We start from the raw sequence: 23,499 nt of genomic DNA on the forward strand, positions 1-23,499 counted from the left end.
GGGTGGAGGGGGCCAGCTTCATCAAGATGCTTGGCCACTCTGTTCAAGACCGCTTGGCGAATGTCAGGATGTGCATCGGTGTCAAAGTCCAGACCTTCTGCCTGAAAAACCTCTCGAGCGAAGTCTTCGGCAGTCGAAGGCGGGGTGACAACCAGCGCTTCGTAAGCATTAGGCGGAAGACAGAATCCTAGGTCGACACACAGCTCATGCAGCAGCCGCTCGACCTGCTGCTCTGTCATTCCTTCGGCCCGTTCTTCTCCGCCGCCAGTCGCGCCAGCACCCGACCCCGGCCTTTCGACAACGCCGTGATCACGCCCCGGAACGTCGCCACCTCCTGGGCCGTGAAGGCGGCGCGGCCCAGCATGACGCGCAGGTTCTGGCTCATCGAGCGGAACTTCTCGGGCGGGTGAAAGAAGCCGGCGGCGTCCAGCTCCCGCTCCAGATGCTCGTACATCCCCAGCGTCAGGGCCCCGTCGGCCGGCGGCTCGGCCTCTCGGAAGTTGGGCGGAGGAGCGTCCAGCACGGTCGCCCGCCACTCATAGGCATTGATCGCCACAGCCTGGGCCAGGTTCAGGCTCTGGTGGCGCGGGTCGATGGGGATGGTGACGATGCCCTGGCACAGGGCGATGTCGGAGGTCTCCAACCCCGCCCGCTCGCCCCCGAACAGCAGGCCGACGTTCAGACCCGAGGCCCTGTCGTCATACAGGGTGCGCGCCGTTTCGCGCGGCGTGCGCACGGGCTGGCGTGTCTCGCGCGGGCGGGCGGTGGCGGCGTGAACGACGTTCAGATCGGCGATGGCCTCGGCCACCGTGTCGAATACCCGGACGTCCTCCAGCACCCAGTCCGCGCCCGAGGCGGTCGCCCAGGCCCGCTCCTGCGGCCAGCCGTCACGAGGGGCGACCAGCCGCAGCTCCGACAGGCCGAAATTGGCCATCACCCTGGCCACCGCCCCGATGTTCTCGGCCATCTGGGACTTGTCGAGGATGACGACCGGAGGCGTCAGGATCGAAGGCTCGGACAATCAGTCCTCGCCATACATGGCCAGCCAGGGATCGGCCGTCCCGGCCTCGACCTCGGCGACCTGGACCGCCGGCCAGCCGATGGAGACGTCCGCCGAGGCCCGCCAGGCGGCGGTATAGAAGTCGCGCAGTTCCGCCGCCGCCGCAGACAGACGCGCCACTGCAAAGGTCGCGCCGCGGGGGTCGCCGTCACGGAAGCCGCCGTCCTTCTCCAGCCGATAGAAGGGCGTGACCTCGGCCAGGGTGGTCTTCAGATAGGCCGGAACGCGCGTCCTCAGCTCGAACCCATCGACGCGTGGCGCGGCCATGCCCGCCTCGACCAGATCAAGGCGCGCGACGCGGGCGGTGAAGGTCCCTTCGAACAGGCCGTGCGTCTGGCGCGAGGTGGTGAAGCCCTCGGGATTGGGCGTGTTCCGGTCCCAGCCATTGTAGTGGATGGTCGTATGGTGCGGCTGAGAGCCGTCGCCGATGTAGTGGCCCAGCACCCCCATGTCGCGCAGGATCAGGGCCTCGCGCCGGATGCGATCCTCACGGTACCAGGCTCGCTTGCCCGGATCGGTCTCGCGCGCCTCGATGGCATTCAGCACGCGCCAGTAGGCGAAATCGCGCACCAGCTGCAGATAGCCGTCCATGATGGCATAGGGCAGATAGCCCGCCTCGTTCACCGAGCTGCCTGCGGCGATGAGGGCGGCGTCATACTGGTGCTTCAGCTCCGGCAGTTCGTCGATGGACGGACCACCCGCGACCATGATGCGGCCGTCATCCAGCATGTCGACGAAGTGGGCCGTGTCGCGCTCGCGGTCGTGCGGCTGGCCTGCGCCTTTCCAGCGGTCCGGCTCGCGGGCCAGTTCGCCGACTTCGGTCGCGGCCGCGGATGTGCGCAGGAAGGCCGGCAGGTCGTCGGGCAGCGCGCGCACCGCGGCTACTCCGATCAGCCGGTGGCCGGTGTTGCCCCAGGCGGAAACCACGGCGGGCGCGGCCGCGACGGCCAGGGCACAGACCGCAGCAGCGGCAACGACGAAACGCTTCATGGACAGGCTCCGGACATGAGTGCCCTGCCCTTAGCCCATTTTTGCCGCCGGTCGAACCACGCCTCGATCTCCGTTCACACGGGTCAGAGTTATCCACAGCCCTGGGCGGGGCGGACAGTCGATCGACGATGTGGGTAGTGATGCGTTGCCAATACAAAAATCACGCGTGCTAATGCAGAACAACGCCGTATCCACGTCCAGCATGATCGCACAGCAAAATACACCAAGACTGCGAATACTGCTTATCGGCGCGGCCCACATAGTCAACGGCGCCCCACGCTGATCACTACGGACCGGTGGTTTTCCACGGCTGAATCGGTTTGATGGTCGCACCCAACGCTCTATGTCCGGTTTTTGCCACAATTAGAAACGACAAGCGCCGGGCCGGACACGTCGGGACCGGTGATTCCATGAGTATCATCATGCTCGGCTCAGCCGCTGCGTTCGCCCTGCTCTGGGCGATGGCCTTCCCCGTTTCCGGAGAACCGGTGTCTTACGAAGCTGCGGTCGCTGCCGACCGCGCTGAAGTGACAACCGCCTCCACGACCGAAGGTTCCGACAGCGGCGATGCCGAGGCTGCCCTGACCGCCGACCAGATGGCCCACATGCAGGGCGACGCCCGCTGGAGCGCCTCGGCCCGCCTGTATCACGCCGGTGGTGGCGGAGCGACGGGCAACGACTCCCTGGGTTGCCGCCCGATCGCCATGCGCACCGTGGCCGTGGACCCCCGCTACATTCCCCGCCGCACCCGCCTGTTCATCCGCGAGACGGTGGGCATGCGTCTGGCCGACGGCACCATCCACGATGGCTACTGGTACGCGTCCGACATCGGCGGCGGCATCAAGGGCCAGAAGGTCGATCTGTACACCGGTCACGGCCGCGGCTCGATGCGGCAGGCCCAGCGCCTGAACATGCGCACCCTGACCATCGCCGATGCCGGTCGCTTCGACGGCTGCCCCCCGTCCTGGGATTCGACCCCCAGCCAATCGACGCAGATGGCGTCGGCGTCGGACACGTCTTCGGTCGGCGTCGCCGACTAGAATTTCCGGCGGCCGCTGACGGTCTCGAAGAACATCCGCCAGTCGCCCATCAGGCTCCACAGCGGGTATTTGAACGTCGCGGGCCGGTTCTTCTCGAAGAAGAAATGCCCCACCCAGGCGAAGCCATAGCCGATCACCGGCATGGCCAGCAGCCACCAGGCGTTCAGCGTCACCAGCGCCAGTATCGCCACCCCGATCACCAGCGCTGACCCCACCACATGGATCCGCCGGCACGTCCGGTTGGAATGCTCGTGGATGTAATAGGGATAGAACTGTTCGAACGAGGCGAAGCGTTCGCCGGCGGGGGGCTGGGTGCTCATGCTTGGAGGGTGCCCACCGGATGGTTTTGCGGTCAAGCGGGCCGTTCACCATGCTTCTCAGCGATCCGCTAAGGGCGATGCGGGCACACTGGCGACTTCGTGTACCGGAGCCGCATCATGCAGGCCTTCTCCATCGCCGCCTCGGGCATCGCCGCCGCCACCGCGCGCTTCGACGCCAGCGCGCGCCGCACGGCCATCGCCCCGCTGGACAATCTGGCCGCCGAAAGCGTCGAACGCATCAAGGCCGAGGTCGCGCTGAAGGCCAATGCCGCCGTGCTGCGGTCGGCCAGTCAGATGACCGGCACCCTGCTGGATATCCTGATCTAGGCCTCGGGCCGTTCGGCCTTGGGCGGCAGGGTGAACCAGGTCTGGAATCGCAGGGCGGCATTGCGGTCGCCGCGCACGGTGATGGGCCCCGCCTCCTCCATCGCCTCCAGCGGCACCTTGCCATAGACATAGCCGGCCATGGCCTCGGGCGTGGTGTCGAAGACCACGTCGGCGTCGTCGATCTCGGCCCGGCGCGGCGTCAGGGTGCCGTTCTCTATGCGCACGCGGAACGTCTCCTCGCCCAGGATGAAGCCGACGGTCACGCCGCGATCACCGGCCACATCGGCCTGGAACATCGTGCGGAACGACAGCATCAGCGACGTCTTCGACAGCGGCAGGGTCGGGTCATGCCCCGGCGACCGCGCCGCCCAATTGCCGAGCACGATCAGTAGCTGATCCGCCTCATAGCCCCACGGCGTGAGCCCATAGACCTGCACGGACGCGGGCGGGGGCAGTTTGGATCGCACGACGATGCCGTGGCTTTCCAGAGTCTCCAGTCGCTGGGTCAGGACATTGGCGCTGATGCCCGGCAAGGCGGCGCGGATATCGCCGAACCGGCGTGGCCCGAACATCATCTCGCGCATGATCAGCAGCGACCATCGCTCGCCGACCAGCTCCAGCGCATGGGCGGTTCCGCAGGCGTCATCGTACCAGCGCTTCAGCTCCGGATCCTTTTTGGTTAGTTTTTCTAACTTCATGGTTGACATATATAACCAGCTTCGGCTTGATGCACAACGTCAACGGCGTCGCACCGAACGTCGCAGAGGAAACACTCCCGCGCTCAAGCAGCGAGGCTCCGCGAGCCGAGCGTTAGCGCCCCAAAGGAAAAGGCGAAGCCGATGCAACGCATGATTTTCATCAACCTGCCGGTCTCTGACCTGGCAAAATCCGTCGCCTTCTACGAAGCGACCGGAGCCACGAAGAACCCGCAGTTCAGCGACGATACCGCCGCCTGCATGGTCATCTCCGACACCATCTACGTCATGCTGCTGACCCATCCCAAATTCGCCAGCTTCACCAGCCGCCCCATCGGCGACCGCTCCAGCGTGCATGCCCTCCTGTGCCTGTCGTGCGAGAGCAAGGACGCCGTCCTGGCCCAGCTGGACGCGGCGGTTAAGGCCGGCGGCACGCCCGACCCGACCCCGGAGCAGGACTACGGCTTCATGTATGGCCGCAGCTACGAGGACCCCGACGGTCACATCTGGGAGATCATGTGGATGGACCCGGCCGCTGCCTCGGGCGAGGCGGCCTGATATGACCACCGAACTCAGCATCACCCGCTTCATCGCCGCCCCGCCCGAAACGGTCTGGCAGGTCTATGTCGAACGGGGCACCGAATGGTTCACGCCCAGGCCCTGGACGACACCTGCGGTCGATTTCGACCTGCGCCCCGGCGGTCGGGCCAACATCACCATGGCCTCGCCCGAGGGCGAAACGCATAGCTACCAGGGTGTGTTTCTGGAGGTCGTGCCGAACCGCAAGCTGGTCTCGACCGGGGCCATGACCGAGGGCTGGGTGCCCCAGCCGGGCGACATGAACTTCGTCCGCATCGACACTTTCGAGCCCGAGGGCGCAGGCACCCGCTATACCGCCACCGCCCGTCACTGGGACGAAAAGGCCGCCGCCAGCCACCGCGAGATGGGTTTCGAACAGGGCTGGGCCGCCGCCGCCGATCAACTGGCCGAACTGGCGGAGGCGGGCCAATGACCAGCAAGATCGCCCCCTGTATCTGGTACGACCTGGGTCAGGCCCGCAAGGCCGCCGAATTCTACATGACTCTGGGGCTGCCCGACAGCCACATCGACGGCGTCCACGCCAGCCCCTCCGACAACCCCTCCAGCAAGGCGGGTGAGGAGCTGGTGGTCGAATTCACCCTGGCCGGACAGTCGTTCGTGGGCCTGAACGGCGGGCCCCAGTTCCCTCACACCGAGGCGGTGTCCTTCATGATCCAGACCGAGGATCAGGCCGAAACGGATCGCCTGTGGGACGCCATCGTCGGCCATGGCGGGGCCGAGAGCGCCTGCGGCTGGTGCAAGGATCGCTGGGGCGTCAACTGGCAGATCACCCCGCGCCGCCTGATGGAGTTCTACACCGACCCCAACCCCGCCCGTGCAAAGGCCGCTTTCGAGGCCATGATGACCATGCACAAGATCGACATCGCGGTCATTGAGGCGGCGGCTGACGCGGCCGTCTGACCAACCTGAGTGCGTACCCTGCCCCTCAAGTAGCGAGCGACCGCGTCGCGAGCGTTAGGGGCCGACCCTCCGAAGGAGAAAGAAAGATGTCCTACGTCACCGGCTTCCTCACCCCTGTCAAAACCGAGGACAAGGAGCGCTACATCGCGTCCGCCCAGAAGTCCTGGCCGCTGTTCCAGAAATACGGGGCCCTGGAACAGATCGAATGCTGGGGCGAGGACATCCCGCCCGGCAAGGTCACCGGTTTCGACCTGGCGGTGAAGCTGGAGCCCGGCGAGGTGGTGGTCTTCGCCTGGCTGAAATGGCCCGATCGCGCCACCGCCGACGCCTGCTGGCAGCAGATGGAGGCCGACCCTGCCTTCGCCGACATGGACATGCCCTTCGACGGCAAGCGCATGATGTGGGGCGGGTTCGCTCCGGTTTTCGAGGGCAAGTGACGCTCGCCGCCTAGCGGCAGAACCGCGTGTCGGTCGCCTCCAGATGGAGGTGGTCGGCATGCACGGCGTTGTAGTCAGGGCTCAGTGTGGTGCCGAAGATGCGGCACGCGTCGTCGCGGATACGGCGCAGGAAGCGCGCCTCGGGCGTGTCGCCGTTCCAGTCGTTCAGGACGGTGATGCGCCGCCCGTCGCGCAGACGGACGCCCGCGAAGTCCAGCGCCGCAGCCTGGGAGTGGGCGCTGATCCGGGTGCTGCCGGCACCGTTGTTCACATTGCGACAGGCATAGGCCCCCATGTGGTCGATCTGGACCACGTCGGAACCCAGGATCTCGCGCGCCGCCGGCTCCAGCGACTGTCGCCGCCAGATGCTGAGCGCCAGGGCGGTGCGGCAGGTCATCTGCACATCGCCGGGCGACATTCGCGCGACGGTGCCCATGTCTGCGCCCAGAACGCCCGCATCGGTTAGGCCACAGGTCGCAGAGTTCGAGCGGTCGGGCACGGGACTGAAGTTCACCCGCGCCGCCGTCAGCTGGGTGACGCACTGGGTCAGGGCGGCGCTCTCGCGGATCACGGCGCTGCGTGTGCCGGCGCCGATCGGCAGATCGACCAGCGCTCCGACCAGCGGGGCCTCGGTGCGGGACGGGGCCGCCGGATAGGTGGGCCGCCCATACGCTGGCGGGCTGGGCTCGGGCAGCATGGCGCTGCAGCTCGCCAGCGCGACAAGGGCCAGTGGGGCAAGGAGCAAGCGGATGGAGTGCGTCATCACCGGGACGCTAGCGGAATTCCCCCGACGCTTGAATCACGAGACGGCGAGACGAGAAAAAGAACGTCGCGCGGTGAAGAAGTTCCGGACGTCGGCCATCAGAACGCGCTTCACAGGCGGACCCCAGCATGGCACCACATGCCTTATGAAGCCGATCGTGATCCTCTCCGCCCTGGCCGCCGCCCTGTTCGTCGCCGGCTGCACCGACAGCAAGCGCGCGCGTAACGATGCGACATGGGGCGACCGCCCGGCCCAGATCACCTGCTGGAGTTATGGCGTCCAGAACTTCGAGGGCCGCTCCACCGGCAAGGTCGAATACGATGACGGCGGACGGATCTCATTCGTGGACGCGGCCAACAACCGCTACACCACCATCGATGGCGATTGCCGCGTCGTCTACGATCCGAAGCCGAACTGATGGTGAAAGCGCCTCTCCCGCCGGGAGAGGCGTCTGGGTCTAGCTATCCAGGAACGACCGCAGTTTCCGCGACCGGCTTGGGTGCTTCAGCTTGCGAAGCGCCTTGGCCTCGATCTGACGGATCCGTTCGCGGGTGACCGAGAACTGCTGGCCGACCTCTTCCAGGGTGTGGTCGGTGTTCATGCCGATGCCGAAGCGCATGCGCAGGACGCGCTCCTCGCGCGGCGTCAGGGACGCCAGCACGCGGGTGGTGGTCTCGCGCAGGTTCGACTGGATGGCCGCGTCGATGGGCAGGATGGCGTTCTTGTCCTCGATGAAGTCGCCCAGGTGGCTGTCCTCCTCGTCGCCGATCGGCGTCTCGAGGCTGATCGGCTCCTTGGCGATCTTCAGGACCTTGCGGACCTTCTCCAGCGGCATGGCCAGTTTCTCGGCCAGCTCTTCCGGGGTCGGCTCGCGGCCGATCTCGTGCAGCATCTGGCGGCTGGTGCGGACGATCTTGTTGATCGTCTCGATCATGTGGACCGGAATGCGGATGGTCCGCGCCTGGTCGGCGATCGAGCGAGTGATCGCCTGACGAATCCACCACGTCGCATAGGTCGAGAACTTGTAGCCGCGGCGGTACTCGAACTTGTCGACCGCCTTCATCAGGCCGATGTTGCCCTCCTGGATCAGGTCCAGGAACTGCAGGCCGCGGTTGGTGTACTTCTTGGCGATGGAGATGACCAGGCGCAGGTTGGCCTCGACCATTTCCTTCTTGGCCTGACGGGCCTCGCGCTCGCCCTTTTGAACGGTCTGGACGATGCGGCGATAGTCGTCGATCGGCAGGCCGGCCTCGGTGGCGACGGCGGCGACGTCGCCGCGGATCTGGGCGATCTGGGCGGATTCGTTCTCGCTGAACTTGGTCCAGCGGACGCCCATGTCCTTGATGCTGTCGGTCCAGTTGGGGTCCAGCTCGGAGCCGAAATAGGACTTCAGGAACTCGGGGCGCGAAATGCCGTAGCTGTCGGCCAGACGCAGCAGCCGCCCCTCCAGCCCGATCAGGCGCTTGTTGATCGCATACAGCTGCTCGACCAGGGCCTCGATGCGGTTGTTGTTCAACTTCATCGTCTTCAGGCGACCCGAGATGGTCGCCGTCAGGGTGTCATAGGTCTTCTGATCCTTGGCGCTCAGGACCTCGCCCTTCAGACGGCTCTCGACCAGCTTGTCCTGCAGCTTGCGGAAGGCCCCGAAGTCGGCGGCGACCGCGTCCAGAACCTCCATGACGCCGTCTCGCAGCTCGGCTTCCAGCGCCGAGATCGACATTCCGCCGCCGTCGTCGAAGTCTTCGTCTTCCTCGTCCTCGCCGTCGGGCTTGTCCTCGCTCTGAGGCTCGGCGACGGGTTTTTCGCCCGGGAGAGGCTGCGGCGGCTGGTTGTGCGGCAGGGACGACGGGTTCAGCACGCCATAGGTGGCGTCCAGATCGATCACTTCCCGCAGCAGGATACGGTTGTTGGCCAGTTCGTCGCGCCAGACCATGATGGCCTCGAACGTCAGAGCGCTTTCGCACAGGCCCGAGATCATGGCGTCGCGACCGGCCTCGATCCGCTTGGCGATGGCGATCTCGCCCTCGCGGCTCAGCAGTTCGACCGAGCCCATTTCGCGCAGATACATCCGCACGGGATCGTCGGTGCGGTCATAGGCCGACTTGGCCGGGGCCTCGGCCACGGCGGTGCCCGCAGCGGCAGCCACATCGGTGCCGGTCGCCTCGCCGGCGTCCTCTTCGGCCTCGACGACGTTGACGCCCATTTCGGACAGCATGGCCAGGGTGTCCTCGATCGCGTCGGGGGTCACCTCTTCGGAGGGCAGAACCTTGTTCAGCTCCTCCATCGTCACATAGCCCTTGGCCTTGGCCTGCTTGATGAATTTCTTGACGCCGGCGTCGGTAAGGTCGAGCAGCGGGCCGTCGCTCTGGACTTCGGCTTCCTGCGTCTCGGTCTGTTCACTCATTCAGTCAGTCTCCGGACAGAGGGCTGATCAGGCCGTCCATCGCATATAATGTGTGACGGGGTCGTTGGTTACGAGCCCGCGTTCTCTTCCCAAATCTCGCCGGTTTTGACCGCGCGACGCAAAGCATCCCGCTCGGCTTTCAACCTGCGGAACGCCTCATCCTGACCCGGCATGGAGGCCGCCGAGGCCAGAGCATCTTCAAGGGCGGCGACACGGGTAAGCGCGTCGAACGCCTGCGACCATCGGACCCTTGCTTCGGCGAGGGGCGCATTTGCGGCCAGGAAAGGCGCGCCGGACTTTGCCGCCGCCTTCTCGACCTCGCGCACTAAAGCATCGTGACCCGACTGCGCCAGATGGCGTCGCAAGGCCGCGCTGTCAAGGGTTTGGGCCGTTCCCTGGGCACTGAACCGCAGACGGACCAATTCCTGCGCCAGACCATCCAGCGCCTTGTCGCCAAAGCCATGCGCCGCGATGTCCTCCAGATGATCATCCATGCGGGCCGGATCGTCGATAGCCCCATGCGCGAGGGCGGCGGCTACGGGCTCGATGGATCGGGACAACGACTGCATGGCCTGCGCGCCCTCCGTCGTCTGACCCAGAACCGGCGGCGGGCCGAAACGCCCCCTGCCCCGTCCGCCCGGAAAGCTGCCCGCGCCCTGACGGGCTGGTATCGCCTGCGCTCCGCGCTGAGGCGCGAACAGGGCGTCGAAACGGTCGAACAATTCGCGCCGATACTGGTCGGCCAGATCCTTGTCCTGGATGGCCGCGGCCGCCTGGCGCAACCGACCTTTCAGCCCGGCACGGCGCTCCGGCGTATCCAGCGGTTCGAGCTCGGCCTCCTTTCCGAACAAGACCTCGGCAAAGGGCCGCGTGGCTGACATGGACTGGCGGAGGGCCGGTGCGCCCTTGTCGCGCAGGATGTCGTCGGGGTCCTGACCGCCGTCCAGAAGCGCAAAGCGGAACGACTTGCCGGCCTTCAACTGAGGCAGGGCGCGATCGACGGCCCGGAACGCCGCGCGTCGGCCCGCCGCATCCCCGTCGAAGCACAGCACGGGCTCGGACGAGACCCGCCAGAGCAGAGCCATCTGCTCCTCGGTAAGGGCGGTGCCCATGGGGGCGACGGCGGGGATGCCCGCACGCTGGCAGGCGATGACGTCCATATAGCCTTCGACCACGACGATGGCCTGTTCGCCCTTGCTTTCGGCCCCCAGGATGCGCCGCGCCTCGGGCAGGCCGTAAAGGGTGGCTCCCTTGTGAAACAGCGGGCTTTCCGGGCCGTTCAGATATTTGGCGCGGTCGTCGGGGTTCATGGCCCGACCGCCGAACGACACGATCCGGCCCCGCGCGTCCAGGATCGGGAACATCAGCCGGTCGCGGAACCGGTCGTAGGGGTTGCCACCCCCTTCCGGCGCGATCAGCATACCGGCCTCGACCAGATCGCCGGGCTTGGCCCCGCGCTGGACCAGCGCCTGTTTCAGCCCTTCGCGGTCATTAGGGGCATAGCCCAGGCCGAACCGCTCCCACTGATCCTCGGGCAGGCCCCGCCGCTCCAGATACTCCCGCGCCGCCTTGCCGACCGAGCGGCGCAGATTGGCGGCGAACCATTTCTGGGACAGGTCCATCCAGTCGGCCAGACCCTTGCGCTTCTCCTCACGCTCGGCCGCCTGAGGGTCTTCGGCCGGCAGGGCCATCCCCGCCTCGCCTGCCAAGCGCTGGACCGCCTCGACAAAGGTGAGCCGCTCGGTCTCCTGCAGGAAGCTGATGATGTCGCCGTGCTTGCCGGAGCTGAAGTCGTGGAAGAAGCCCTTGTCATCATTGACGAAAAACGACGGCGATTTTTCCTTGGAGAAGGGTGACAGGCCAACGTACTCGCGCCCCTGACGCTTGAGCTTCACCGACCGCCCGATGACGTCGGACGGGCGAAGGCGGGCCTTCAGTTCCTCAATATATCGTTCGTCAAAGCGCACGGACGATCTCTATAGCCCCCGACAGGACAGGGGAACGGACGATCTGGCCCCCTCGCCCCGATCTCCCCCGTTAAGCTTTTATTAAGCAAGATGGCACGAAAGCGGCCACAACTATCTGATTCCAATGAACATTATTTCGTCAGATTGCGGAACTATCCACAGACCCTGTGGTTAACTCCCCGAACCCGAGACGCAGAAGCGTCGCCCTCCTGACAACGAGACCCTCATGTTCATCGCCATCGCCCGCCCGGCGGTGGAACCCATCGGCCCCGACGCCGTCGCCGTCCCCGGTTCCCCCGCCATCGCCGAACTGTCGCCCCGCGCCCTGCATGCGCGCCTGCTGGAGAACGCCGCCCTGCGTCGCAGGCGCGCGATCGAGCGTCGCCGGGCCAAGCGAGAAGACGACGCCGGCTACTGGTTCAGCGCCGCCCCGGTCGCCATCCGCAAGGCCAGCGAACTGCGTTGCGAAAACAAGAGCTTCGCGCCCCTGCCCTGATCGGCCTCAGCGCATCGAGTCCGCGAACCGCTGGAACAGATAAAGGCTGTCCGTCGGTCCCGGCGAAGCCTCCGGGTGGTGCTGGACACTGAATACCGGCCGGTCCTTCAGGGCGATGCCGCAGTTGGTACCGTCGAACAGAGACACATGAGTTTCCATTACGGCGTCGGGCAGGCTGTCGCGGTCGACGGTGAAGCCGTGGTTCATCGACACGATCTCGACCTTGCCTGTGGTCAGGTCCTTGACCGGGTGGTTGGCCCCGTGATGACCCTGATCCATCTTGATGGTCTTGCCGCCCAGTGCCAGCGCCAGCATCTGATGGCCCAGGCAGATGCCAAAGACCGGCTTGCCGCTATCGACCAGCTTTTTGATCTCCGGCACGGCGTATTCACCAGTCGCCGCGGGATCGCCGGGACCGTTGGACAGGACCACGCCATCCGGGTTGCGCGCCAGAACCTCCTCGGCGGTCGTCGATGCCGGCACCACGGTGATTTTCGCGCCCGTCGAGGCCAGGGCCCGCAGGATGTTGCGCTTCACGCCATAGTCGATGACCACGACCGACTTGTCGGCGGCATCGACCCGCGGATGCCCCTCGGGCCAGTCCCATAGCCCCTGATCCCAGTCGAAGGATTGCAGGGTGGAGGCGTCCTTGGCCAGGTCCAGCCCGACCAGACCCGTCCAGGCCTTCGCCTTTGCGACCAGGGCCTCCAAATCGAACTGGCCGTCAGGATCATGGGCGATCACGGCATGGGGTGCCCCCCCGTCCCGGATCAGCGCCGTCAGGGCGCGCGTATCGATGCCCGCCAGGCCCACGACCCCACGCCGCTTCATCCAGGTGTCCAGGTCCGCGTCGGACCGCCAGTTGGCCGGATCGGTGGGCATGTCGCGGAAGATGGCACCGCGTGCGGAGGTGTCCGAACCGCCGCCGATCTGCTCGATGTCGTCCGCATTGGTCCCGACATTGCCGACGTGCGGAAAGGTGAAGGCCAGGATCTGGCTCATGTAGGACGGGTCGGTCAGGATTTCCTGATAGCCGGTCATGGCGGTATTGAAGACCACCTCGCCCAGGGCCGAACCTGTCGCGCCACAGCCGAGGCCTTGCAGGATGTTGCCATCCGCAAGCGCGAGCACGCCGGTGACGCCAGGAAGAAGAGCGGGATAGGAACTTGCGGTCATGATCGCTCCATACCACCGAATCCCGGCGGGCAAACGGCGGCGTTGCTAAAGGGTAGGCGGTACGGGGTCAACGCGCTGTGCTGCGCCCTTGCGCACCCAGATCCAGCCCACCGAAGCGACTGCGAACAGGACGATGGCCGGCACCACATTGCCCGGAGCCGCCGCGACCACGGCCCCGACCGCAAAGACCAGCCCCACGACCGACAGAATACGCCAGCCCGTCGATGTGCTGAACCGGAACAGGCTGATGCAGCACAGGGCGTAAAGACAGATGGTCAGAACGGTGCAGGCCCCGATCAGCAGGCCGAACTGTCCCGCCAGCGTCGGCTGAATGGTTGCCACGATCAGCAGGGCCATGATCGAGCCGTTGATCAGGGGATTGGACAGCGGCAGATGTCCCGGCCGGCTGGCGTGGCCGAAGACGCGCGGCAGATAGCCCGCCTCCCCCGCCGATCTTGCGGTCTCGCCACCCAGGATGGTCCAGCCGGCGATGGTGCCCAGTGCCTTGATAACGGCGCAGGCCGCAACGAGGCCGGCCACCGACGCCCCGAACACCCGGGCGGCCAGATCGGCGAATGGGCTGGTCGATTGCGCCAGTTCGCCCGCAGGGATGACCCCGAACACCGCCGCCGAGGCCGCCACGTAGACAACCAGCGCCAGTCCGACGCCGCCCACACTGGCCCGGCCCACGTCACGGGCCGGGTCGCGCACCAGCTTCGACAGGGCAGCCGCGCTTTCCAGACCCAGGAAGGACCAGAAGATCACCACCAGCGACGCGGGTATGGTGGCCGTCAGCGGTTGTCCCGACGGGTTCCACGAGGCGGAGAAGGTCGCGCCGCTGAAGGCCACAGCCCCGGCGACGATAGCCAGCAAAAGGGGCAGAAGGCCGATCACCAGCGTCGTCGCGCCCAGCCGTGCCGCAACCTTGGCCCCGGTCGCATAGGCGGCGGTGGTGATGGCGATCAGGGCCAGATTGCTCATCGCCGCAGGCACCGGCTCGGCCAGCACCGGAAAGAAGAAGGCCAGATAGCCGGTGCCTGCGATGGCCACGGCGATATTGCCGGTCAGGCAGACGCCCCAATAGGCGATTGCCGTCTGATAGCCGATAAATCGCCCCAGCCCCCGCCGCGTAAAGTCCGACAGGCCGTCCGCATCCGGCTGAAACCGGCCCAAGCCTGCAAAGACCGCCGCCAGGATCATGGCCCCCGCGCCACAGATCAGCCAGCCGATCAGGCTGGACGAGCCGGTCGAGGCAAGGGCCACGGGGGCAAGATAGACCCCCGACCCGATCATGTTCCCGGCCACCACAAGGGCGGCGATGCCCCAGCCGATCTTGCGGGCGGAGGGCGTATCGGGGATGGGCAGGATGTCGGTCTGGCTCATGGCCCTCCGATTACTCGGGAATCCGCGCCCCGTCCCATGCGAAAATACCGCCGCTGTCAGCGGGCGTCAGGCCGTCCAGCACGGCCAGCAGGCGACTGGCCGAGTAGTCGGCGGTGAACAGCTTGTCGGCCGCCACGCCCTTCTGGAACGGCACGCTCAGCGCCGTATCGACCGTGCCGGGGTGCAGGCCGGCGACCACCGCCTGCGGGTGGGTCCGCGCCAGCTCGATCGACAGGTTTTTGAGGATCATGTTCAGCGCCGCCTTCGACGCGCGATAGCTGTGCCAGCCGCCCAGTCGATTGTCGCCGATCGACCCCACCCGCGCGGACAGGGCGGCGAAGACGGCCCGACGGTCGCGCGGCAGCAACGGCAGGAAGTGCCTGGCCACCAGAGCCGGGCCGACCGTGTTGACCTGATAGTCCCGCAGCAGATGCTCGGCCGTCATGGCCTTGTAGGCCCGCTCCGGCTCCTGGCCGTGGTGAAGAACGCCAGTGGCCACGAAGATCAGCGAAGGCGGCGGCCCCTCGCCCACCTGACGCGCCGCCTCTGCGACGCTGGCCTCATCGGTCAGGTCCAGCCCCGTGCCGGATCGCGACAGGGCATGGACCGTCGCATAAAGCCCCGACGCCTTGAGCGCCTCCACCATGGCCGACCCGATGCCGCCCGAGGCGCCGATCACCACCGCTGCCTGATCTGTCATGAACGACACTCCCTCTGCCGCATCAGCAAGAGGGCAATCCGCGCCGGCCGACAAGGCGACCGATTGACCTGAGTGCGACCGCGCGCGAGACCGCCCCCTCCCGCGCAAAGCCGAAAGATGCCCGCCATGCCCATCACTACCGTCGGCCTCGATGCCGATGACACCCTCTGGCACAATGAGACGATCTTCCGCCTGACCCACGCGCGGTTCGTCGACCTGCTGGACGATCACGGCGACGCCGAGGTGATCGAGGCGCGGCTGGCCGAGACGGAGCAACGCAACCTGCGTCTCTATGGCTACGGCGTGAAAGGCTTCACCCTGTCGATGATCGAGACGGCCATGGAGCTGTGCGACGGCGGGGCCCCGCCCGAGGTGGTGCGCGAGATCCTGGCGGCGGGCCGCGAGATGCTGGCCCATCCGGTCGAGACCCTGCCGGGGGTAGACGAGGCCCTGGCCGCCATGTCGGAAAAGTACCGGCTGGTCCTGATCACCAAAGGCGACCTGCTGGATCAGGAACGCAAGCTGGCCGCCTCAGGCCTGGGGGATCTGTTCGCCGCCGTCGAGATCGTGTCCGAAAAAGATCGCAGCACCTATGAGCGCGTCTTTGCCCGTCACGGCACAGGGGCCGAAGACGCCGTCATGGCCGGCAACTCGATGAAGTCGGACGTCCTGCCTGCGCTGGCGGCGGGGGCTTACGGCGTGCACATCCCCTATCACGTGACCTGGGCGCACGAACTGGCCGATGCGCCGGACGGGCACCCCCGCTATGGCAGCTTGAGTAATATAGCACAGCTTCCAGTATGGATTGAGCAAACTGCGGCCTAACGTCGCTCACGCCGTATGGTTCCAGACTATACTCAATAAGGCCAACAGGTGTCCCGACAGGGTCACAAGATGTCCGAATAACATTGTAATATTGCATATTTCATAAGGCAACGCTTGACCATGGTGGAAGTGGTCGGGCTTTTGCGCCCTCTCGTCGAGATTTCGATGTCACCGCGTTTCTCAACAGTTGGGCGTTCATCATATGCTAAATATCCGCAAGACCTTGCTCGCATCGACCATGTTGGCAGGTGCCATGGCAGCGACCGCGCCGGCGCTGGCACAGACGGTTCCCGCCGATCAGCCCGCCAACACCGCGACCGGTCAGGAGCCCCTCAATCAGGTCGCTGACCCGACGACCGAACTGGGTGAGGTTGTGGTAACGGGCTCGCGCATCCGCCGCGACGCCACCAACGCTCCGACCCCGCTGATTCAGGTCCAGCGCGAGGAACTGCTGGCCACCGGTCAGGCCACGGTGATCGACTATCTGGCGACCATCCCCGCCCTGTCGAACTCGGTGGTGCCTTCGGATACGACGGGTTCGGGCCTGGGTGACGGCGGCCTGTCGCTGCCGAACCTGCGCAGCCTGGGCTCGAACCGCACCCTGACCCTGGTCGACGGTCGCCGTCACGTCGGTTCCAGCGGCGGTCAGCTGTCGGTCGACATCGACACGATTCCCCGCCTGCTGATCGAGAACATCGAGATCGTCACGGGTGGTGCCGCCTCGGTCTACGGCGCCGACGCCGTATCCGGCGTGCTGAACTTCATCCTGCGCAAGGACTTCGAAGGCCTGGAGATCGACGCCAACTACGGCATGATCAACCAGAACGGCGAGGCCAACAAACGCATCTCCGTGCTGGCGGGCACCAATCTGCTGGACGACCGGCTGAACATCTATGCCCACGCCGAGTATGAAGAGGTCGACGAAGTCACCTCGCTGGACATCGACTGGCTGGAAGATGCGCCGGTCCGCATCGGTATCGACGCCGACACGGGCGCCGACCCGTTCGATGGCAATCTGGACGCCCGCCTGTACAAGAACGTGCGCCGCATAGACCTGCCGCGCTGGGGCCAGACGACCTTGGCGAACAATCAGCAGGGCAGCCCGCTGAACGACCCCGACGTGCCGTATGTCGACTGTATTGCCAGCGGTTCTTTCAGCTATGATCCGGATTGTTTCGCAGTCCAGCCCGGCAAGACCTACTGGTACGAGGGCACGACCGCGCGTCTGGCCAACTTCGGTGAGCGGCTGGGCGAAACCGGCGCGAACCGTCCCTTCAACATCGGCGGTGACGGCGAAAATCCGGCCGAGTTCAGCACGGGTTCGCGCGTTCCCCGTTCGGAATCGGCCCGTTTCCAGGTCGGCACGACCTTCAAGCTGACGCCCGATATCGAACTTTACGGCGAGGCGAAATACGTCACCGAAGACACCTTCGACCTGTCGCAGCCGACCTTCTATGACATCGACCTGGTCGATGCCTATGACGCGGACAGCCTGGGCGTCGTCTATAACGTGGCCAACTTCGACCTGCGCTGGTCGGATAACGCCTTCCTGCCGCAGATCGTCAAGGACGCCATCGCCGCCAACGAGATCATCCAGTACGATGTGCCTACCGAGACTGCGCCAGGGCAAGCAGGAACGCCTGTGTCTTTGCAGCAGGCCCGTCACAGCATGTTCGGCCCTGACCGCACGCAGGACAACACCCGCGAACTGACTCGCTTCGTCGCCGGTATCCGCGGCTCGAATGACGGCTTTGGCTTCGTGCGCGATATCAACTGGGACATCGGCTACACCTATGGCGAGGTCGAAATTGAGAACCGCGAGCGCGGCACGGACAGCCAGCGGGTGTCTCTGGCCGCGGACGCCGTCGTCGATACGGCTGGTGAGGTGAACGGCCGCCCGGGCGAAATCGTCTGCCGGGTCCAGTTGTTGGCTGATCGCGGCGTGCCGAACGGCAACCTGATCGACCAGAATGGCGGCGATCTGCGCGACAGCGAATACGGTCGCAACTCCATCCGCGACTGCGCCCCGCTGAACGTGTTCGGCAAAGGCAATCAGTCCCAGGCTGCTCTGGATTACATCGATGCCGTCATCGGCGTGACCGAACGCAATGAGCAGGAGCAGGCAATCGCCTCGGTTTCGGGCAGCCTCTGGGACTTCTGGGGTGCCGGCCCGATCGGTTTGGCCCTCGGTGCCGAGTACCGCCGCGAGGCCACGGAAGCGACGGGTCGCGACCGCGACATCGCCGGACGTCAGTTCCTGTTCCTGAATGGTGGCCCGGACTTCCCCGAAGCCGAATACACCAGCGAGGAGCTGTTCGCTGAGGTCTCGCTGCCTCTCTTCCGCGACAGCTGGCTGGGTGAGTATGCTGAACTGAGCGGATCGTACCGCTTTGCGGATTACAGTACGGTGGGCGACGTGGACGTCTATGGCGTCAACCTGGTCTACCGCCCGATCCCCGACATCGCCTTCAAGACCAGCTACAACACATCGGTTCGCGTGCCTGACCTGGCGGAGAACTTCTCGCCCTTCGGCGAGACGTTCTTGAATGGCTTCGTCGACCCCTGCGCCACCGACGTGATTTCCGCTGTGCAGGAGGCCGAGGTTCGCGAAAATCGGATCGCCAACTGTACCGCACTGGCAGCCGAACAGGGCCTGACCTTCGACTTCGCAAATGCCACGCTCGATCCTACCGACAACTTTGACCCGGATTATTCAGACGGGATTTCAGGCGTTCTGGGCGGCAATCCGTTTCTGCAACCCGAAGAATCGAACAGCTTTACCTTCTCAACGGTTATTCGCCCGCGGTTTATCCCGAACTTCTCGCTGGTGCTTGACTACTATGAGATCGAGATTGAGCAGGTCATCTCTGCTGTTTCGGCACAGACTGTCGCCAATAACTGCGTCAGCGGCGTTGGTTTGAACCAGGCGGCGTGCGCCACCATCTTCCGCAACAATCCCAACACCACCTTCGGCGTCGGTGCCCCGCTGGGCGATCCCATCGGCGGGTTCATTGAGGGCTCGGTGAACTACGCCGCGCTGCAGACGCGCGGCCTGGATTTCACCGCGCGCTACACGATGGACCTGGCCGAAGTCACCGGTCGTGAATGGGGCACGCTGGACTACTCACTCGGCGGGCTTTGGCTGATCGAGCAGAAGCAGTTCCTCAACGCTGATGAGCCCGGCGATTTCGAAGAACTGTCCAGCAACATCTTCTACCCCCGTGTCCGCCTCAAGTCGTCGCTGACCTACGCCCCTAACGAGATCTGGAGCGTGAACTGGACGGCTGACTGGCAGACGGCGCAAGACAGCGTCCGTATCCGCGACTTCGTCTCCAACGCCGATGGTCGTGAGTATGACGAGTTGAACACCGGCAACTTCACGCGCCACGACTTCACGGTGCGCTGGAATGCCCGCGAGGACCTGACGGTTCGCGCTGGTGTCGTGAATGCGTTCGACGAAGAACAAGCCGACTATCTGGGTACGACGCTCTATTCGAACTTCGACCCCTACGGCCGTCGCTTCTTCATCGGCCTGAACTACCGCCCGTTCTGATTTCGGAACCGGCCAAGACGGATCAGGGGCGGCTCGAAAGGGCCGCCCCTTTTTCGTAGCGCACAGCAAATGGCACTGTCGGGCGCATTGCGGCTTGCCCCCGCCGCCCGCGCTCATTAGACGGACCGCTTAACCGACAACCCGAACGGAACCGCGCCGGCGTATCGCCCGCGCCGGATTTTCGTGCGCGAAAGGACCGCTGCCGCCGTGACCGCATCCGATGTCCCGCACGACGAGCGCGACGCCATGATCCGGGCGTCCCTGGCCGAGCATGGCGATAGCGGCGTCACCCCACGGCATACCCTGTTCTACTTCTATGGCGAGGGTGACCACGACGACCTGAACGAGGTCGCGCGGCGCGCCGGCTTCGTGACGCGCGGCCAGGACGAGATGACCGTTCTGGAAACCACCATGGCGGTGGACGAAGCCTCGTTCGCGCCTGTTTCATCCATGATGCAATCCTGGGCCGCGGCCTTTCAGCTGGACTATGACGGCTGGGAGTGCGCGGTCGTGACGAACTGATCAGACGAGGCCGAAGATGCCCAAGCGCACAGACATCCAATCCATCCTGATCATCGGCGCGGGGCCAATCGTGATCGGTCAGGCGTGCGAGTTCGACTATTCAGGCGTGCAGGCGTGCAAGGCCCTGAAGGCCGAGGGGTACCGGGTGATCCTGGTCAACTCCAACCCCGCCACCATCATGACCGACCCGGAGGTGGCCGACGCCACCTATATCGAGCCGATCACGCCGGAGTTCGTCGAGCGGATCATCGCCAAGGAGCGCCCTGACGCCCTGCTGCCGACCATGGGCGGCCAGACGGCGCTGAACACGGCCCTGGCGCTGGACGCCTCCGGTGCGCTGAAGAAATACGGCGTCGAGATGATCGGGGCCAAGGCCGAGGTCATCGACAAGGCCGAGGACCGCCAGAAATTCCGCGACGCCATGGACAAGCTGGGTCTGGAGAGCCCCCGATCCAAGGCTGCCCATTCGATGGAAGAGGCGCTGGAGGGGCTGGAGTTCGTCGGCCTGCCCGCCATCGTACGGCCCTCGTTCACCCTCGCCGGGACCGGCGGCGGCATCGCCTATAACCGCGAGGAGTTCGAGGAGATCGTCCTGCGCGGCCTGGACCTGTCGCCGACCACCGAGGTGCTGATCGAGGAATCGGTGCTGGGCTGGAAGGAATACGAGATGGAGGTCGTCCGTGATCATGCGGACAACTGCATCATCATCTGCTCCATCGAGAACATCGACCCGATGGGGGTCCACACCGGCGACAGCATCACCGTCGCCCCTGCCCTGACGCTGACCGACAAGGAATATCAGCGGATGCGGACCGGCTCGATCAATGTGCTCCGCGAAATCGGGGTCGAGACCGGCGGATCGAACGTCCAGTGGGCCATCAATCCGGCCGACGGCCGGATGGTGGTGATCGAGATGAACCCGCGGGTATCGCGGTCCTCGGCCCTGGCGTCCAAAGCCACCGGCTTCCCGATCGCCAAGGTCGCCGCGCGTCTGGCCGTCGGCTACACGCTGGACGAACTGACCAACGACATCACCCAGGTCACGCCGGCCTCGTTCGAGCCCAGCATCGACTATGTTGTCACCAAGATCCCGCGCTTCGCCTTCGAGAAATACCCGGGGTCCGAGCCCCTGCTGTCGACCTCGATGAAGTCGGTCGGCGAGGTCATGGCCATCGGGCGGACCTTCCAGGAGAGCATGCAGAAGGCGCTGCGCGGTCTGGAAACCGGGCTGAACGGTTTCGACGAGATCGAGATCGAGGGCACCGACGGATCGGGCGACGAAGGCTCCATCCGGGCCGCCGTCGTGCGCGCCCTGGGCCAGCCGACGCCGGACCGCATCCTGGTCATCGCCCAGGCCTTCCGCCACGGCCTGACGGTGGATGAGGTCAACGCCGCCTGTTCGTATGAACCGTGGTTCCTGCGCCAGATCGCCGACATCGTGCGCACTGAGGGCCATGTCCGTGTCACTGGCCTGCCGGCCGAGCCCACCGAATTCCGCAAACTCAAGTCTAAGGGCTTCTCCGACGCCCGTCTGGCGCAGCTGACGGGCACCACCGAGGCGGCCGTGCGCAAGGCCCGCCGTGCCCTGAACGTGCGCCCTGTCTTCAAGCGGATCGACACCTGCGCGGCCGAGTTCGCCTCCGCCACGGCCTATATGTATTCGACCTATGAGACCGGGGCGCTGGGCCAGGTTCCGCAGTGCGAATCCAGCCCCACGCAGGCGAAGAAGGCCATCATCCTGGGCGGCGGGCCGAACCGGATCGGGCAAGGGATCGAGTTCGACTACTGCTGCTGCCACGCCGCCTTTGCCTTCGCCGACATCGGCGTCGAAAGCATCATGGTCAACTGCAACCCCGAGACGGTCTCGACGGACTACGACACCTCCGACCGGCTGTATTTCGAACCGCTGACGGCCGAGGATGTGCTGGAGCTGATCGACGTCGAACGGTCCAGGGGCGACCTGATCGGCGTGGTCGTGCAGTTCGGCGGCCAGACGCCGCTGAAGCTGGCGCATGCGTTGCAGGAGGATGGCGTGCCGATCCTGGGCACGTCGGTGGACTCCATCGACCTGGCCGAGGACCGCGAGCGCTTCCAGAAGATGCTCAACGACATCGGCCTGATCCAGCCGCCCAACGGCCTGGCCCGCAGCGCCGAGGAAGCCGCGCAGAAGGCGGACGAAGTCGGCTATCCCGTCGTCCTGCGCCCCTCCTATGTGTTGGGCGGGCGCGGCATGATGATCGTCCACGACCGCGAACAGCTGGACCGCTATGTCGGCGAGGCCATGCGGGTCTCGGGCGACGACCCCGTCCTGATCGACCACTATCTGAACCGCGCCACCGAGGTCGATGTCGACGCCCTGTGCGACGACGATACGGTGTTCGTGGCGGGCGTTCTCGAACACATCGAAGAAGCCGGCGTCCACTCGGGCGACAGCGCCTGCTCCATGCCGCCCTGGTCGCTATCAGCCGAGATCGTGACCGAGCTGAAGCGTCAGACCACCGAGATGGCCAAGGCCCTGAAGGTGCGCGGCCTGATGAACGTCCAGTTCGCCATCGAGGAGCCGCACAGCGACAACCCCCGAATCTTCGTGCTGGAGGTCAATCCGCGCGCGTCCCGCACCGCCCCCTTCGTCGCCAAGACCATCGGCCAGCCGATCGCCGCCATCGCCGCCAAGGTCATGGCCGGGGTGCCGCTGAGTTCCTTCGGCCTGACGGACAAGCCGTATGACTATATCGCGGTCAAGGAGGCGGTCTTCCCGTTCGCCCGCTTCGCCGGTGTCGACACCATCCTGGGCCCGGAAATGCGTTCGACCGGCGAGGTCATGGGGCTGGACTGGAAGCGCGACGGCGAGGCCGACATGGCCCCCGCATTCGCCCGTGCCTTTGCCAAGAGCCAGATCGGTGGCGGCACCACCCTGCCCGTCTCCGGCTGTGCCTTTATTTCGGTCAAGGACGAGGACAAGCCTTTCATCATCGACGCCGCCAGGACGCTGCTGGCCGAAGGCTTCACCCTGATGGCGACCGGCGGCACCCACAGCTATCTGGTCGAACAGGGCCTGGCCGTCACCCATGTGAAGAAGGTGCTGGAGGGGCGTCCCCACATCGTCGATGCGATGAAGAACGGCGAGGTCCAGCTGGTCTTCAACACCACCTCGGGCAAGCAGTCGCTGCAGGACAGCTTCAGCCTGCGCCGCACCGCCCTGATGATGAAAATCCCCTATTACACCACCACCGCCGGCTCCCAGGCCGCCGCCCAGGCCATCGGCGCGATCAAGGCGGGCGATCTGGATGTGAGACCGATCCAGGATTACGGGTGATGGCTCATCCGGCGATCACCCTCCA

23 protein-coding genes are annotated in these 23,499 nt (G+C 65.6%); 12 read left to right on the forward strand and 11 right to left on the reverse strand.

The window, feature by feature from the left end; genetic code table 11:
* The 3 genes from JHC81_RS04435 to JHC81_RS04445 all read right to left on the reverse strand — a co-directional run.
* The coding region (locus tag JHC81_RS04435) for a hypothetical protein (RefSeq protein WP_292171186.1) at positions 1-239 on the reverse strand (239 nt) is incomplete at its 3' end.
* Positions 236-1,021 (reverse strand): RNA methyltransferase, encoded by a 786-nt coding sequence (locus tag JHC81_RS04440; RefSeq protein ID WP_292171188.1) that lies wholly within the window; start codon positions 1,019-1,021, stop codon positions 236-238. The genes JHC81_RS04440 and JHC81_RS04435, both read right to left, overlap by 4 nt.
* A complete protein-coding gene (locus JHC81_RS04445; protein WP_292171190.1) occupies positions 1,022-2,050 on the reverse strand; it encodes a S1/P1 Nuclease in 1,029 nt (342 codons plus the stop codon). It abuts the gene before it with no gap.
* Positions 2,051-2,460: 410 nt separating this feature from the next.
* Between JHC81_RS04445 and JHC81_RS04450 the strand changes: the two genes are divergently transcribed.
* Positions 2,461-3,090: a 3D domain-containing protein gene (locus JHC81_RS04450; RefSeq protein ID WP_292171193.1), complete on the forward strand. Its 630-nt coding sequence runs from the start codon at positions 2,461-2,463 to the stop codon at positions 3,088-3,090.
* Here the strand turns inward: JHC81_RS04450 and JHC81_RS04455 are convergent.
* Positions 3,087-3,410: an Mpo1-like protein gene (locus JHC81_RS04455; RefSeq protein WP_292171195.1), complete on the reverse strand. Its 324-nt coding sequence runs from the start codon at positions 3,408-3,410 to the stop codon at positions 3,087-3,089. The two genes, JHC81_RS04450 and JHC81_RS04455, sit on opposite strands and share 4 nt — an antisense overlap.
* A gap of 117 nt (positions 3,411-3,527) precedes the next feature.
* Here JHC81_RS04455 and JHC81_RS04460 point away from each other — a divergent pair, with 117 nt between their 5' ends.
* Positions 3,528-3,737 carry a flagellar hook protein FlgE gene (locus JHC81_RS04460; protein WP_292171197.1) on the forward strand — a complete coding sequence of 70 codons (210 nt, stop codon included), beginning with the start codon at positions 3,528-3,530 and terminating at the stop codon, positions 3,735-3,737.
* Here the strand turns inward: JHC81_RS04460 and JHC81_RS04465 are convergent.
* Positions 3,734-4,435, reverse strand: coding sequence for a winged helix-turn-helix transcriptional regulator (locus JHC81_RS04465; RefSeq protein WP_292171200.1), 702 nt, complete (start codon positions 4,433-4,435; stop codon positions 3,734-3,736). The genes JHC81_RS04460 and JHC81_RS04465 overlap by 4 nt on opposite strands.
* A 141-nt stretch (positions 4,436-4,576) precedes the next feature.
* On the opposite strand from JHC81_RS04465, the gene JHC81_RS04470 reads away from it, so the two are divergent.
* The 4 genes from JHC81_RS04470 (at position 4,577) to JHC81_RS04485 (ending at position 6,369) form a co-directional block, all read left to right on the forward strand.
* Positions 4,577-4,990 carry a VOC family protein gene (locus tag JHC81_RS04470; RefSeq protein WP_292171203.1) on the forward strand — a complete coding sequence of 138 codons (414 nt, stop codon included), beginning with the start codon at positions 4,577-4,579 and terminating at the stop codon, positions 4,988-4,990.
* Between the two features lies 1 nt (position 4,991).
* Complete coding sequence (locus tag JHC81_RS04475) at positions 4,992-5,444, forward strand: SRPBCC family protein (RefSeq protein WP_292171205.1); 453 nt, start codon at positions 4,992-4,994, stop codon at positions 5,442-5,444.
* Positions 5,441-5,932, forward strand: a complete 492-nt coding sequence (locus JHC81_RS04480) for a VOC family protein (RefSeq protein ID WP_292171207.1) — start codon at positions 5,441-5,443, stop codon at positions 5,930-5,932. The genes JHC81_RS04475 and JHC81_RS04480 overlap by 4 nt, the downstream gene beginning before the upstream one ends.
* A gap of 86 nt (positions 5,933-6,018) precedes the next feature.
* The gene (locus JHC81_RS04485) at positions 6,019-6,369 is read left to right on the forward strand and encodes a DUF1428 domain-containing protein (protein ID WP_292171210.1); all 351 of its coding nucleotides are present in this window, start codon (positions 6,019-6,021) and stop codon (positions 6,367-6,369) included.
* Between the two features lie 10 nt (positions 6,370-6,379).
* On the opposite strand, the gene JHC81_RS04490 is transcribed toward JHC81_RS04485, so the two are convergent.
* A complete protein-coding gene (locus tag JHC81_RS04490; RefSeq protein ID WP_292171212.1) occupies positions 6,380-7,114 on the reverse strand; it encodes an extensin family protein in 735 nt (244 codons plus the stop codon).
* A 175-nt stretch (positions 7,115-7,289) separates the two neighbouring features.
* On the opposite strand from JHC81_RS04490, the gene JHC81_RS04495 reads away from it, so the two are divergent.
* Complete coding sequence (locus JHC81_RS04495) at positions 7,290-7,550, forward strand: hypothetical protein (protein ID WP_292171215.1); 261 nt, start codon at positions 7,290-7,292, stop codon at positions 7,548-7,550.
* Between the two features lie 39 nt (positions 7,551-7,589).
* Here the strand turns inward: JHC81_RS04495 and rpoD are convergent, their stop codons facing one another.
* Together rpoD and dnaG are read right to left on the reverse strand one after the other, a co-directional pair.
* Positions 7,590-9,536, reverse strand: a complete 1,947-nt coding sequence (gene rpoD / locus JHC81_RS04500) for an RNA polymerase sigma factor RpoD (RefSeq protein WP_292171217.1) — start codon at positions 9,534-9,536, stop codon at positions 7,590-7,592.
* 68 nt (positions 9,537-9,604) lie between these two features.
* Positions 9,605-11,503 carry a DNA primase gene (gene dnaG, locus JHC81_RS04505; RefSeq protein WP_292171220.1) on the reverse strand — a complete coding sequence of 633 codons (1,899 nt, stop codon included), beginning with the start codon at positions 11,501-11,503 and terminating at the stop codon, positions 9,605-9,607.
* A 226-nt stretch (positions 11,504-11,729) separates the two neighbouring features.
* Here dnaG and JHC81_RS04510 point away from each other — a divergent pair, with 226 nt between their 5' ends.
* Complete coding sequence (locus tag JHC81_RS04510) at positions 11,730-11,999, forward strand: hypothetical protein (protein WP_292171222.1); 270 nt, start codon at positions 11,730-11,732, stop codon at positions 11,997-11,999.
* A 6-nt stretch (positions 12,000-12,005) separates the two neighbouring features.
* Here JHC81_RS04510 and carA read toward each other — a convergent pair whose 3' ends face one another.
* Genes carA through JHC81_RS04525 form a run of 3 tightly spaced genes read right to left on the reverse strand, consistent with a single transcriptional unit; the run spans position 12,006 to position 15,258 of the window.
* Complete coding sequence (carA, locus tag JHC81_RS04515) at positions 12,006-13,175, reverse strand: glutamine-hydrolyzing carbamoyl-phosphate synthase small subunit (RefSeq protein WP_292171225.1); 1,170 nt, start codon at positions 13,173-13,175, stop codon at positions 12,006-12,008.
* A gap of 45 nt (positions 13,176-13,220) precedes the next feature.
* On the reverse strand, positions 13,221-14,558 hold the full coding sequence (locus tag JHC81_RS04520) for an amino acid permease (protein ID WP_292171228.1): 1,338 nt from the start codon (positions 14,556-14,558) through the stop codon (positions 13,221-13,223).
* A gap of 10 nt (positions 14,559-14,568) precedes the next feature.
* Positions 14,569-15,258, reverse strand: a complete 690-nt coding sequence (locus tag JHC81_RS04525) for an SDR family NAD(P)-dependent oxidoreductase (protein WP_292171230.1) — start codon at positions 15,256-15,258, stop codon at positions 14,569-14,571.
* Between the two features lie 126 nt (positions 15,259-15,384).
* On the opposite strand from JHC81_RS04525, the gene JHC81_RS04530 reads away from it, so the two are divergent.
* The 4 genes from JHC81_RS04530 to carB all read left to right on the forward strand — a co-directional run bounded on the left by JHC81_RS04530 (position 15,385) and on the right by carB (position 23,474).
* Positions 15,385-16,083, forward strand: a complete 699-nt coding sequence (locus JHC81_RS04530) for an HAD family hydrolase (RefSeq protein WP_292171233.1) — start codon at positions 15,385-15,387, stop codon at positions 16,081-16,083.
* Between the two features lie 253 nt (positions 16,084-16,336).
* Positions 16,337-19,636 carry a TonB-dependent receptor gene (locus JHC81_RS04535; RefSeq protein WP_292171236.1) on the forward strand — a complete coding sequence of 1,100 codons (3,300 nt, stop codon included), beginning with the start codon at positions 16,337-16,339 and terminating at the stop codon, positions 19,634-19,636.
* A 207-nt stretch (positions 19,637-19,843) separates the two neighbouring features.
* Positions 19,844-20,158 carry a ribonuclease E inhibitor RraB gene (locus JHC81_RS04540; protein ID WP_292171238.1) on the forward strand — a complete coding sequence of 105 codons (315 nt, stop codon included), beginning with the start codon at positions 19,844-19,846 and terminating at the stop codon, positions 20,156-20,158.
* A gap of 16 nt (positions 20,159-20,174) precedes the next feature.
* Positions 20,175-23,474, forward strand: coding sequence for a carbamoyl-phosphate synthase large subunit (gene carB / locus JHC81_RS04545; protein WP_292171241.1), 3,300 nt, complete (start codon positions 20,175-20,177; stop codon positions 23,472-23,474).
* Positions 23,475-23,499: the final 25 nt, after the last annotated feature.

This window comes from Brevundimonas sp. (genome assembly GCF_016463295.1).
In the GTDB taxonomy this organism is placed as follows: domain Bacteria; phylum Pseudomonadota; class Alphaproteobacteria; order Caulobacterales; family Caulobacteraceae; genus Brevundimonas.